The organism is Euzebya sp., assembly GCF_964222135.1.
Lineage (GTDB): Bacteria > Actinomycetota > Nitriliruptoria > Euzebyales > Euzebyaceae > Euzebya.
In genome coordinates, this window is sequence record NZ_CAXQBR010000044.1 from 1 (window position 1) to 12,346 (window position 12,346).

The 12,346-nt window shown below is 73.3% G+C and carries 10 protein-coding genes; 1 reads left to right on the forward strand and 9 read right to left on the reverse strand.

The window, feature by feature from the left end; all coding sequences use genetic code 11:
• The 4 genes from ACEQ2X_RS10065 to ACEQ2X_RS10080 form a co-directional block, all read right to left on the reverse strand.
• On the reverse strand, positions 1–426 hold a 426-nt coding region (locus ACEQ2X_RS10065), incomplete at its 3' end, for a GTP-binding protein (protein WP_370325676.1).
• Positions 427–491: 65 nt separating this feature from the next.
• Positions 492–962, reverse strand: a complete 471-nt coding sequence (gene rpsG, locus ACEQ2X_RS10070) for a 30S ribosomal protein S7 (protein ID WP_370325677.1) — start codon at positions 960–962, stop codon at positions 492–494.
• Between the two features lie 3 nt (positions 963–965).
• Positions 966–1,337, reverse strand: coding sequence for a 30S ribosomal protein S12 (gene rpsL / locus ACEQ2X_RS10075; protein WP_370325678.1), 372 nt, complete (start codon positions 1,335–1,337; stop codon positions 966–968).
• Between the two features lie 429 nt (positions 1,338–1,766).
• A complete protein-coding gene (locus ACEQ2X_RS10080; RefSeq protein ID WP_370325679.1) occupies positions 1,767–4,394 on the reverse strand; it encodes a M20/M25/M40 family metallo-hydrolase in 2,628 nt (875 codons plus the stop codon).
• A gap of 300 nt (positions 4,395–4,694) precedes the next feature.
• On the opposite strand from ACEQ2X_RS10080, the gene ACEQ2X_RS10085 reads away from it, so the two are divergent.
• The gene (locus ACEQ2X_RS10085; protein ID WP_370325680.1) at positions 4,695–6,245 is read left to right on the forward strand and encodes an AMP-binding protein; all 1,551 of its coding nucleotides are present in this window, start codon (positions 4,695–4,697) and stop codon (positions 6,243–6,245) included.
• A 200-nt stretch (positions 6,246–6,445) separates the two neighbouring features.
• Here ACEQ2X_RS10085 and ACEQ2X_RS10090 read toward each other — a convergent pair whose 3' ends face one another.
• The 5 genes from ACEQ2X_RS10090 to ACEQ2X_RS10110 are packed head-to-tail and all read right to left on the reverse strand — an operon-like array spanning position 6,446 to position 12,269.
• A complete protein-coding gene (locus tag ACEQ2X_RS10090) occupies positions 6,446–7,501 on the reverse strand; it encodes an SIS domain-containing protein (RefSeq protein ID WP_370325681.1) in 1,056 nt (351 codons plus the stop codon).
• Positions 7,498–8,649: an N-acetylglucosamine-6-phosphate deacetylase gene (locus ACEQ2X_RS10095; RefSeq protein WP_370325682.1), complete on the reverse strand. Its 1,152-nt coding sequence runs from the start codon at positions 8,647–8,649 to the stop codon at positions 7,498–7,500. Before ACEQ2X_RS10095 ends, ACEQ2X_RS10090 begins: the two co-directional genes overlap by 4 nt.
• 8 nt (positions 8,650–8,657) lie before the next feature.
• The gene (locus ACEQ2X_RS10100) at positions 8,658–10,226 is read right to left on the reverse strand and encodes a glycoside hydrolase family 3 protein (protein ID WP_370325683.1); all 1,569 of its coding nucleotides are present in this window, start codon (positions 10,224–10,226) and stop codon (positions 8,658–8,660) included.
• Positions 10,227–10,230: 4 nt separating this feature from the next.
• The gene (locus ACEQ2X_RS10105; RefSeq protein WP_370325684.1) at positions 10,231–11,097 is read right to left on the reverse strand and encodes a carbohydrate ABC transporter permease; all 867 of its coding nucleotides are present in this window, start codon (positions 11,095–11,097) and stop codon (positions 10,231–10,233) included.
• A complete protein-coding gene (locus ACEQ2X_RS10110) occupies positions 11,094–12,269 on the reverse strand; it encodes a carbohydrate ABC transporter permease (protein WP_370325685.1) in 1,176 nt (391 codons plus the stop codon). Before ACEQ2X_RS10110 ends, ACEQ2X_RS10105 begins: the two co-directional genes overlap by 4 nt.
• Positions 12,270–12,346: the final 77 nt, after the last annotated feature.

Consider the following 12,346-nt stretch of genomic DNA (forward strand, 5'->3'; position numbering starts at 1 on the left):
CTGACGCCAAACGGTTTCCGTTTGCGGCTCAACACCGGCGTTCGCGTCCAGCACGCAGACCGCGCCGTCCAGAACAGCCAGGGAGCGCTCGACTTCGATGGTGAAGTCAACGTGTCCGGGCGTATCAATTATGTTGAAACGGAACTTGGCTTCGTCTGGCGTGTCGCCATAGATACCAGTCGGCGTCTTGCCGTCTTCGGTGCGGAACCAGAACGTCGTGGTCGCAGCGGACGTGATCGTGATGCCACGCTCCTGCTCCTGCTCCATCCAGTCCATCGTGGCGCCGCCGTCGTGGACCTCACCGATCTTGTAGTTGACCCCGGTGTAGAACAGGATCCGCTCGGTGGTCGTCGTCTTGCCGGCGTCGATGTGGGCCATGATCCCGATGTTGCGGGTCTTGCCCAGGGGGTGGGTTCGCTTGGCCATGGGGTAGGTCGTTTCCCTCGTCGGTGTGCGTGGGGGTCAGCGTCCGCTGGCGCGGGGGGTGGCGGCTACCAGCGGTAGTGGGCGAAGGCCTTGTTGGCCTCGGCCATCTTGTGGGTGTCCTCGCGGCGCTTGACCGCGGCACCGATGTTGTTGGAGGCGTCGAGCAGCTCGTTCGCGAGGCGCTCGGCCATGCTCTTCTCGCGCCGCTGGCGGGCGAAGGAGACGAGCCACCGGAGCGCCAGGGTGGTGCCGCGCCCGGCCTTGACCTCGATCGGCACCTGGTAGGTCGCACCGCCGACGCGGCGGGACTTGACCTCGAGCGCCGGCTGGACGTTCTCCATGGCGCGCTTGAAGACCTGCACGGGGTCGGCGCCGGTGCGCTCGCGGATCGTCTCGAACGCGTCGTAGACGATCTTCTCCGCGATGGAGCGCTTGCCGTCGCTCATGACGCGGTTGATCAGCTGGGTGACCTGGGCGTCGTTGTACTTCGGGTCGAAGACGAGCTTCCGCTTCGGAGCGGGTCCCTTGCGAGGCATGTCCTAGCCCTCCCTCTTCGCGCCGTACTTCGAGCGGGCCTGCTTGCGGTCGCGCACGCCGCTCGCGTCGAGGGCCGCGCGGACGACCTTGTAGCGGACACCGGGGAGGTCCTTCACACGGCCACCGCGGACCAGCACGATCGAGTGCTCCTGCAGGTTGTGGCCCTCGCCGGGGATGTAGGCGGTGACCTCGATGCCCGAGCTCAAGCGGACGCGGCAGACCTTCCGGAGCGCCGAGTTCGGCTTCTTCGGGGTCGTCGTGTACACGCGGGTGCAGACCCCGCGGCGCTGGGGGGAGCCCTTCAGCGCAGGGGTCTTGGCCTTGTCCGTCTTCGCCTGCCGGCCCTTCCGGACCAGCTGCTGGATGGTTGGCATGTGCGTCCTCTTGTGCTCGGCGCGGTGGCGTCGTGTGTCGTGACGGGCCCGACGCACGGGGTCGGGCGTTTCGTTGATGATCCGGAGGGGTGAGGCGCAGCGGCCGGCGGGGCCGGCGCGGTCTCGGAGGTCAGCCTGCAGCGGGGGGTGAGACCGGCTGCACCGGTGTGCGGGTGACACCGGTTGCGGCTTCGGGGGAAGTGGTGGGTGCTCAGTTCGGACGGCGGTCCTGCCGTCCCCGGCAGTCACACACGAATGCGCCCGGTCCACGGGCGCGGACCCAAGAGAGTAGGCGGGCCCCCCGGGGGTGTCAACCGGAGCCCCGCCCCCGATGGGCCTCGCGGTGCGCCCCTGGGTGATCCACCCCGTCCGGGTGGACGAGGGACGGCCGGGCCCCGTGTGGAGCCCGGCCGTGGAGGGGTGGTGCGGCTAGCTGGCCGCGGTGTCGTTGTACCCGTGCGCGTGGCCGTGGGCGGCGTCGTGGCGGACCGCCGCGTGCAGCGGCTGGCCCTGGGCGAACCCGCCCTCCTCCGGCGCCGGGCGCTCGGGGATGCCATCGAGGCTCGTCGCGTACTGCAGCGTCACGCTCGCGATGGCGTCGACCATGTCGTCGACGACCTCGAGGCTGGGGTTCTCGATCGTGTCGCAGACCGCGTGGTAGCAGGGGTCGTAGGCGACGCCGGCCTGGCCGCCGAACAGCTCGGCCTCCTCCTCGGTCTTGACGCCCTCGGCGCCGGTGAACAGCCCGCCGGCGGGGATGCCGACGTTGATGAACGCCTGGTAGTCCGAGCGGCCGCTGAACTCCGTCGGGGCGCTCGCCAGGTCACGGCTGTCGAAGAAGTCCTCGAAGGACTCCTCGATGGCGTCCGAGCCGGGGGGTCCCTCGAGCTCGAAGGCGTCGCCGTCGCCGTCGTAGATGAAGCGGACGTAGTTGGGCGAGCCGACCATGTCGAAGTTCAGGTACAGCTTGATCGCCTCGTACTCGGCGTCGCTGATCCCCTCGAGGTCGGCGCCGTCGCCGAACACGTAGGCGTTGGACCCGACCAGGCCGTTCTCCTCGGCCCCCCACCACGCGAAGCGCACGGTGTTGGTGGGCTCGATGCCGGCGTCGGCCATGGCGAGGGCCACGTCGAGGATCGCCGCGGACCCGCTGCCGTTGTCGTTGATGCCCGGGCCCTCGGCGACGCTGTCGAGGTGCGCGCCGACCATCACGACGTCGTCGGGGTCGCCCGTGGGGGTGTCCGCGATGACGTTGGCGCTGGTCTCGGGGGTGATGGTCGTGTCGGTGACGATCCGGACCTCGAGGGCCGGGTCGTCGGCGAGCAGGAGGCCGGTGGCGGTGTCGAGGCCGACGACGGGGAGGTCCTCGTCGACCGGGCCACCGAGCGTGCCGGCGACCACGACGCTGTTCTCCTCGTCGTGGCCCTGGTTGAAGATGAGGACCGCAGACGCACCGGCCTCGGCGGCGTTCAGCGCCTTCACGGCGAAGTTGCAGCCGCCGCGCTGGATCAGCGCGATCGCGCCCTCGGTGAAGCCGTCGAAGTCCTCGGGCTCACAGCCCGAGTCCGAGTCGCCGTCGTTGGCCTCCCCGGTGCCGGGGTTGCCCGGGCCCAGGTCGGCGTCGACCAGCTCGGTGGTGCCGGTGACGTCCCCGGCGCCGGAGTACTCCATGACCAGCGCCTGCTCCTCGGTGAGCTGGACGCCGTCGACGGTCACCTCGGTGGGGCTCACCTCGGTGAACAGGTCGAAGTCGAAGGTCTGCACCTCGGGGGTGTACCCGGCGGCGGTCAGCTGCTCGACGACGTAGTCGACCGAGGCGTCGTAGCCGGGGGTGCCCGACGCGCGGTTGCCGCCGTTGGCGTCGGCGATCGCCTGGAACGCCTGCAGGTGGGTGTTCACCGAGCTGGCGCCGACGAGGTCGACCAGGCGGTCGGCGTCGGTGCACGGGTCGGCGGGGGTGACCAGCTGGCGCGCCTCGGCGAGGACCTCGTCGGACACCGCGGCGGTGCCGCCGGCCACGTGCAGGGCCAGCAGGCCGCAGCTGGCGGCGTCGGTCAGGTAGGCCTCGGCGGCGAAGCCGACCGAGTCGGCCTCGGTCAGCAGGATCGGGGCGGGCCCCAGGCGGTCGGCGCCGGCGTGGGCGGCGAGCGCCAGCGCGTCGGCGAAGTCGCTGAACGTGGCGAGGTTGACGTGGCTCGAGACGAAGCCGAGCTCGGAGACGGCGAACTGCGCGAACCCGGTGGCGATCTCGGTGCGGTTGTCGGTGCCGACGCGGCGCACGGACGCGCCGAGCGTGACGAGCTCCCCGACGACGGAGTTGGCGACCACGTCGGGTCCGCCGGCCACGATCACGTCGGTGATGCCGAGCGCGTCGATCGCCGCGGCGGTCTCGGGCGCGAGCGCGTCGGGGGCGGTCAGCAGCAGCGGGTAGCCGGCGGCGTAGCTCACCGGACCGGCGGCCAGCGCGCCGGGCGCCTCGGCGCTGCTCGCGACGATCGCGGTGGTCGTCCCGTCGTCGAGGGCGCCGTCGCCGTCCGCGTCGCCGAGCGCCGCGACCTGGGCGGCGGTGTCGGTGCGGCTGACGCCGGCGACGCGGGTCACCTCGGCGTACGTGGCGAGCTCGGTGGCGATCTCCTCGCTGACCGCGGCGGTGCCGCCGACGACCACGATGCGCTCGGGGGCCAGCTGCTCGAGGGCCGCCCGGGTCGGGTCGGTCAGGTCGTCGGTGGCGGCGAGCAGGACCGGGGAGGTCGTCAGCCCGGCCGCGTAGCTCGCGGAGAGGGCGTCCGGGAAGCGGTCGCCGGTGGCGACGACGACCGTGCCCGGCTCGAAGTCCGCACCGAGGGGCGTGTCGTCGGTGGCGATCAGCGCGGCCGTCTCGTAGCGGGTCTCGCCGGCGTAGCGGACCGCGGGCACCTGGTCGCCGGAGTCGACGACCTCGATGTCGGCGCCTGCAGGCCCCACGGGCAGCAGGGCCACCAGGGCCAGGGCCACCAGCGCGGCGAGCGCGGTGAGCGCACCGCGGGATGCGCCGCGGTGGGGTTCGGCGGTGTGCATGGACGTCTTCCTCCGTTGGTGCGGGTGGCACAGGTGGTGCGCCGGCGCCGCTGCGGGCACGGCCGGGCGGCGCCGGCCGGTGTCGTCCCCCGTCGGGACCGGCTCACCCTAGACAGCGGGTGACCGTGCGTTCAACAGGCGTGCACCGTGCGCACGCCCTGCGGACGGCTGCGGGGTGGCTGCGCGGTGGCCGACGGCCCCTCGACGGCTGGCACCGGCGGCGTTACGGTCCGGCCGGCCAGGGGTACGTGAGCTGCCGAGGGGCAGAGGGATCACGGGCACAGCTTGGAGGGCACACCCATGAAGGTTCCGTTGACCATCAACGACTTCCTCGACCGCGCGGTCGCGGTCTACCCGGACCGGCTGGCGATCGTCGACGAGCCGGACCAGCCCGCGCCGGCCGTGCCGGACCTCACCTACCGCGAGCTGGGCGAGCGCCGCCGCGCGATGGGCGCGGCGCTCGACCGCCGGGGCGTCGAGCAGGGGGCGCGTGTGGCGATGGTGTCGCACAACTCCTCGCGCCTGCTGCAGGCCTTCTTCGGGGTGAGCGGCAACGGCCGGGTGTTCGTCCCGATCAACTTCCGCCTGCAGCGCGAGGAGGTGGAGTACATCGTCTCCCACTCCGGCGCCGACGTGCTGCTCGTCGACCCGGAGCTGACGGAGAAGCTGGACGGGATCAAGGCCCGCCACGTCTTCACCCTGGGGGAGGAGTCCGACGAGGCGCTGTACGACCACGGCGGCGAGCCCGAGCCGTGGACGCCGGACGAGGACGCGACCGCCTCGATCAACTACACGTCGGGGACCACCGCCCGCCCGAAGGGGGTCGAGCAGACCCACCGGGCCCGTTGGACCAACGCGGTCACCTTCGGCTGGCACGCCGGGGTGAGCGACCGCGACGTGTACCTCCACACCCTCCCCATGTTCCACTGCGACGGCTGGGGGATGCTCTACACCGTCACCGGGATGGGGGTCCCCCACATCGTGATCCGCAAGATCGACGGGATGGAGATCCTCCGCCGCGTCGACCGGCACGGGGTCACGCTGATGTGCGCCGCGCCGGCGGTGGTGAACGCGGTGCTCGAGGCCGCCCCGCTGTGGGAGGGTCCGGTGCCCGGCCGCGACCGGGTCAGGGTGATCGTGGCGGGGGCGCCACCGCCCACGCGGACGATCGAGCGGGTCGAGACCGAGCTCGGGTGGGAGTTCATCCAGATCTACGGGCTGACCGAGACCGCTCCCCTGTTGACGATCAACCGGACCCGCCAGGAGTGGGACGACCTGTCGAGCCACGACCGCGCCGCCAACCTGAGCCGCGCCGGCGTGCCGGCGATCGGGATCTCCCTCGGGCTGACCGACGACGACGAGGTGATCGCGCGCGGCAACCACTGCCTCAAGAGCTACTGGGAGAACCCCGAGGCGAGCGACGAGGCGCTGCGGGCCGAGGACGACGGGTTGAGCTGGTTCCACACCGGCGACGGCGGCCGGTTCGACGACGAGGGGTACCTGTCGATCACGGACCGGAAGAAGGACGTGATCATCAGCGGCGGGGAGAACGTCAGCTCGATCGAGGTCGAGGACGTCATCTTCAGCCACCCCGCCGTGGCCGAGGTCGCGGTGATCGGGATCCCGGACGAGAAGTGGGGCGAGCTGGTCACCGCCCTGGTCGTCGTCGCGGAGGGCGAGTCGGTCACCGAGGAGGAGATCATCGCCCACTGCAAGGAGCACCTGGCGGGCTACAAGTGCCCGAAGAAGGTCGAGGTGCGCGACGAGCTCAGCCGGACGGCCACGGGGAAGCTGCAGAAGTTCAAGCTCCGCGAGCCGTACTGGGAGGGCCGGGACCGCCAGGTGAACTAGACGGCTCGGGGGTCGGCGGGCACTGGTGCACGATCGGGGCCTATCTCGCCGTGAGGCGAGGTAGGCCCCGATCGCGCCCGACTTCGCCGCGACATCGCCGCGACGTCGCCGCGGCACAGGCCGGGATCGCGCCGAACTTCGCCGTCAGGCGAAGGAGGCCCCGATCGCGCGGAACGTCGCGCCCGACATCGCGCCGCAGCTCAGCGGGTCAGCGTCACCTTCGACAGCAGGGCTGGCTGGTCGGCGTCCCGTCCCCGCCGGCGGGTGAGCGCGACCGTCGCGAGCTGGGCGGCCACGATCGCGGTGATCGGCCCGCAGAGGGGGTCGGCGGGCGGGAGGGCCACGACCTCGCACCGCGGTTCCCGGGGCGGCCGGTCGGTCACGAGCAGCGGGTCCGCGCCGGCCTCGACCAGGTCAGCGACCAGTGCCCGGGCCTCGTCGGCATGCCCGGCGTCGGTGCTGACGACCGCGACCGGCAGGCCGTCGGCGGCCAGGGCGAAGGGGCCGTGCCGGAAGTCCGCAGTCGACCAGTGGTGGGCCAGGACGCCGCTGAGCTCCTGGAGCTTGAGCGCCCACTCCCGGGCGGTCGCGAGGTCGAGCCCCCGGCCGACGACCGCGATGCGGTCACGGCCCTCGAGCAGCCGGAGGAGGGGCGGGGTCAGCGGGTCCGCCTCGAGCACGGCGGCGGCGGCCTCGGCGACCCCGTCGAGGTGCCCGGCGACCGCGACCGCCTCGCCCCCCCCCCACTCGCCCCCCAGCCCCTCGGCCAGCGCGTCGGTCAGCACGGCGAGGGCGACGAGCGACGACGTGTAGGTCTTGGTAGCCGCGACCGCGCGCTCCTCCCCCGCCGCGAGGTCGACGACGACGTCGGCGTGCTGCGCCAGCGGGCTGTCGCCGACGTTGGTCACGGCGAGGGTCGGGCGGGCCTGGCGGCGCGCCTCGGCGAGCACGGCCACCAGGTCCGGGGACGCCCCGGACTGCGACACGCCGACGACCAGGGCGCCGTCGAGGCGCGGCGGCGCATCCCCGGCGAAGAGGGACGGGGTGGTGAGGGCCACGGGCAGTCGGAGGTGGCGGCCCCACAGGTACTGGGCGTACACCGCGGCGTTGTCCGACGTCCCCCGGGCCGCGATGACGACGTGGGTGATGCCTCGCCCCCGCACGGCGTCGGCGACCGCAGGCGCGGCGTCGCACGCGGACGCGATCGCGTGGCGGAGGGCCTCGGGCTGCTGGGCGATCTCGGTGTCGATGCTCATGGGGCTCCCTGCTCTGCGGAGGTGCGCGGCCCGTCGATGCGCTCGGCGCCGACGAGCACCTGCCCGCCGGCGACGACGAGGGCGACGGTGCCGGTCGCGTCCACACCGGTCACGTCGGCGACCGCGCCCGGGCGGAGGTGGCCGCGTCCGCCCTCGCCGAGCAGACCGGCGGCAGTGGATGACGTGACCGGGGCGAGCTCGGACGACGCCGCACCCGTCGCCCGCTGCCAGGTCCGCACCACCTCGTCGTAGGTCGCCGCGGACCCGGCCAGCCCGCCGTCGGGGTTCCGCGGACCGTCGTCGCCGAGCACGACCTCGAGGTCGCCGAGGCGGTAGGTGCCCTGGGCCAGCCCGGCGGCGGCCATCGCGTCGGTGACCAGGTGGATGCGGTCGGGGACCAGGCGGTCGAGCAGCGCGAGCGTCTCGGGTGCGAGGTGCAGCCCGTCGCCGATCGCGCCGAGGCGGATCCGGGGGTCGGCGAGGGCCGCGGTGAGCAGCCCGGGCTCGCGGTGGTGCAGGCCCGGCATGGCGTTGAACAGGTGCGTCACCCCGGTGATGCCGGCGTCGAAGCCGCTGCGCGCCGCCTCGTGGTCCGCCGCGGAGTGGCCGGCGGCGACGACGACCCCTCCGGCGACCAGGCGGCGGACGGCCTCGACGGCCCCGTCGACCTCGGGTGCCAGGGTGACCAGCCGCACCCGGCCGGATGCCGCCCAGCGGTCGACCTCGTCGAGGTCGATCCCGCGGAGCTGCGATGCCGGGTGGGTGCCGCGCTGGTCGGGCGCGATGAACGGCCCCTCCAGGTGCCAGCCGAGCGGCCGCGCCCCGCGCCAGTCGTCCGGGACCGCGGCGAGGACCTCGACGGCCAGGGCGACCGTCGCGGCGTCGGGGCTCACCAGCGTGGGCAGGAACGCCGTGACCCCGGTGTCGACGAGACGGCTCGCCAGCCCCCACACGCGGTCCGGCGTCGACGTCAGGTCGATCCCGAACGCGCCGTTGACCTGGGTGTCGATCCAGCCGGGCAGCAGCACCAGGCCGTCGGCGTCGACGACCCGGTCGGGAGCGCGACTCCGACGGCCGACGACGGGGCCGTCCAGCCACAGGTCGTCGGCCGGCCCACCCGCCGCACCCGCCACGGAACCGCCCCGCACCCACGTGATCACGACGCCCCCAGCCCGTGGCCGCGCGGGTACCTCACGACGTCGATGGGCAGGCGCCCGCGCGCGGGGGCCGCGCCGACGAGGACCGCGGCGAGCGCGTCCAGGCTGGGGCGGAGGATGCCGTAGGTCGCGAGGTGCGTGGTGCTGTCGGGCAGCACGGCGAGGTCAGCGGGCACGCGCAGCGACGTGGTCACGAGCGGCCGTCCGGTCCCGGCCAGCGCCCCGGCCAGGGCTGCCTGCCCCGGGTGGGCGTGCGCGTCGATCGTGCCGAGCACCACCACATCGGCGGACGCGGCCCGGCGCACGGCCTCGTCGACCTTCCCGCCGTCGGGGTCGCCGTCGACCACGAGCTCGTCCACGGAGCCCACGACGGCCCCCAGCGCCGCGGCCAGCTGGGGCGCGACCGTGGACGAGGTGTCGGCCGGGGTGCGGTCGAAGGGGCGGGGCATGACCGCGAGGACCCTCGCGGACGGTGACAGCGGCAGCAGGCCGGCGGGGTCGCGGACCAGCGTGGTCGCGCGTGCGGCGAGCTCGGCGGCGAGGTCGCGGTGGGCGGCGGAGCCGATCACGTCGAGGGGCGGGCGCGGACCGTCGACGGCGGCGGCCAGCCGGGCCGTGCGGGCGGCGGACCGGGCCAGGTCGTCGATCTCGAGCAGGTCTCGGCTGACCGCGGCGTCCAGCCCCTCCACCAGGCGCTCGGTCATCCCCGGCTGCGCGGTCGCCAGCAGCAGGTCCGCGCCAGCGCGGAGCGCGGAGATCGCGTCGATCGCCTGGCGGGCCCCCTGCCCCAGCGCCTTCATGTCGAGCGCGTCGGTCACGACCACCCCGTCGAAGCCGAGCCGTCCCCGGAGCAGGTCGGTGAGGATCGGCCGGGCCAGCGTCGCCGGCAGGTCGGACCGCCCGGTGATCGCCGGGTAGGCGGCGTGGGCGGTCATGACCAGCTGGGCGCCGGCGTCGAGCGCGGCGGCGAACGGCACCAGCTCCCGCCCCTCCATCGCAGCGAGGTCGTGGGGCAGCGTGGGCAGCTGGTGGTGGCTGTCGACCGCGGCGTCGCCCTTGCCGGGGAAGTGCTTGGCGGCGGCGACCGCGCCGCCGTCGACCAGGCCCGCCGTGAACGCCGCGGCGTGCCGGGCCACGTGGTCGGGGTCCGCGCCGAAGCAGCGGATCCCGAGGTTGGGGTTGTCGGGGTTGGTCAGCAGGTCGCAGACGGGGGCGTAGTCGACGTCGACGCCGGCGGCGCGGATCTCCGCGGCCATGGCCGCCGCGACCCTTCGGGTCAGGTCCGGGTCGTCGGCGGCGCCGAGCGCGAGGTTGCCGGCGAACGGCGTCGTGTCGTCCCCCAGCGCGAGGAACTGCCCACCCTCCTGGTCGGCGCAGACGAGCACCGGACGCCCCGCGGCGCGGCGGATCGCGTCGGTCAGCTCGCGGACCTGGGCGACGTCGCGGACGTTGCCGTGGCGGAACAGCGTGACCCCGATGCCGATGCCGCGCGCGAGCAGGTCAGCGGTGTCGGGGGGCAGCTCGTGGCCCTCGAACCCGAGGAGGAGGTGGTCGCCGATGCGGGTCACGGCTCTATCCCTTCACCGATCCGGCCAGCAGGCCGCGGACGAAGTAGCGCTGGAGCCCGAGGAACACCGCCACCGGGACGACCATGGTGACGAACGCGCCGGCGGTCAGCAGGTGCCAGTCCTGGCCGCGGGTGCCGACGAGCTCGTTCAGCTGAGCGGTGAGGATCGCGACCTGGCTGTCGGTCCCGAGGAACACCAGGGCGACGAGCAGGTCGTTCCACACCCAGAGGAACTGGAAGATGGCGAAGCTCGCGATGGCGGGGAGGGACAGGGGCAGCACGAGGGTCCGGAACACCTGGAAGTGGTTGGCGCCGTCCACCGCGGCGGCCTCCATCAGGTCACGGGGCAGGGTCGCGATGTAGGTGTAGAGCAGGTAGACGGCGAGGGGCAGCCCGAACGCCGCGTGGGCCAGCCAGGTGCCGACGAACGTGCCGGTCAGGTCGAGGGCGGTGTAGGCCCGCAGGATCGGGATCAACGTCATCTGCAGCGGGACGACCAGCAGCGCCACGACGGTGCCGAACAGCACCTTCCGGCCTCTGAAGCGCATCCACGCGAAGGCGTAGGCGGCGAACGCCGCGATCGTGATGGGGATCACCGTCGCGGGGAGCGTGACGGTCAGGCTGTTGAGGAACGCCCCGGCCATCCCCCGGGCGCCGAGCACGGACTCGTAGTTCGAGATCGTCCACTGCGCGGACTCGAAGGGGTGGGCCAGCACGGTCCACCACCCGGTCTCGCGGATGGCGTTGGGGTCCCGGAAGCTCGAGATCAGCATCCCGACGGTCGGCAGCGACCAGGTGAGCGCGATCAGCACGACCGCCCCGCGGACGGCGGCGATCCCCCACCCTCCCCCGCGCTGCACCGCCGCCCTCACGCGTCGATCCCCTGTCGGCTCAGGTTGCGGACGTTGATCACGATGACGGGCACCACCACCACGAACAGCAGCACGGCCAGCGCGCTGGCACGGCCGAAGTTCCGGAACCGGAACATCTCGGCGAACATGCGGTTGGCGACGACCTCGGTCTCGTAGCGGCCGCCGGTCATGACGAAGACGATGTCGAAGACCTTCAGGACCATGATCGCGATCGTGGTGGTGACCGTGATCAGCGCCCCGCGGATGCCGGGCAGCACGATGTGGCGGAAGACCTGCCACTCGTTGGCGCCGTCGAGCCTGGCCGCCTCCAGCTGGTCGGTCGGGATGCCCTTGATCGCCGCCGACAGGACGACCATCGCGAACCCGGTCTGGAGCCAGATCATGATCGCGATCAGGGCGAAGGTGTTGATCGGCGTCTCCTGCACCCAGGGGATGGGCGCGACGCCGGTGCTGGTGACGATGGCGTTGAGGAGCCCGACCTGTGGGCTGCCCTCCGGGCTCCAGGCGTACACGAACCGCCAGATCACGCTCGCCCCGACCATCGAGATGGCCATGGGCAGGAAGATGATCGTCTTGGCCAGCGCCTCCCGCCTGATGCGGTCGACGAGGCCGGCGACGGCGAGCCCGCACAGCACGCTGCCGCCGGTGGCCACGACCAGCCAGATCACGTTGTTGCGGAACGCGGTCAGCATCGCCGGGTCGGTCAGGGCGAACGCGTAGTTGCCCAGCCCGTCGTCCTCGGTGACCGACGTCCAGATCGTGCCCAGGACGGGCAGCACCAGGTACGCGCCGAGCAGCGCGGCGCTCGGCCCGACGAAGACCCACGGCAGCACCCGGTCGCGCCAGCGGCTGCCGAGGTGCTCGACGGCCGCGATGGCGCTCCGGTACAACCACCACGTCCCGGCGGTGCCGACGACCAGGGCGACCACGACCATCAGCGAGCGGCGCGTCAGGTCGGTGAGGCCCTGGGTGCGGATGGCCTCCGCCGCCGGGTCCGCCCCGACGAGCTCGAGGATCGTCGCGACCGCCCGGTCCGGCGCCGCCGGGTCGCCGACGAACGCGAGGGCCAGGCGGATGACGACGACCACCGCGATGCCGCGGAGGAGGGCGAGCGCCAACCGGCCCAGGTCCGTCCGCTGGCCGGTGCGGGCCGGTGCGACGGTGGCGGACATGTCGCTCCTCTCCTCTCGGGTGGCGGGGTGGAGGGTTGGGAGCTCGGACGAGCCCACGGCTGTCCTCCCGGCACAGC

Coding starts and splice junctions, on each gene's coding strand:
- rpsL (WP_370325678.1), bottom strand. CDS start 1,337: ATGCCAACCATCCAGCAGCTGGTCCGGAAGGGCCGGCAGGCGAAGACG.
- ACEQ2X_RS10085 (WP_370325680.1), top strand. CDS start 4,695: ATGAAGGTTCCGTTGACCATCAACGACTTCCTCGACCGCGCGGTCGCG.
- ACEQ2X_RS10090 (WP_370325681.1), bottom strand. CDS start 7,501: ATGAGCATCGACACCGAGATCGCCCAGCAGCCCGAGGCCCTCCGCCAC.
- ACEQ2X_RS10080 (WP_370325679.1), bottom strand. CDS start 4,394: ATGCACACCGCCGAACCCCACCGCGGCGCATCCCGCGGTGCGCTCACC.
- rpsG (WP_370325677.1), bottom strand. CDS start 962: ATGCCTCGCAAGGGACCCGCTCCGAAGCGGAAGCTCGTCTTCGACCCG.
- ACEQ2X_RS10110 (WP_370325685.1), bottom strand. CDS start 12,269: ATGTCCGCCACCGTCGCACCGGCCCGCACCGGCCAGCGGACGGACCTG.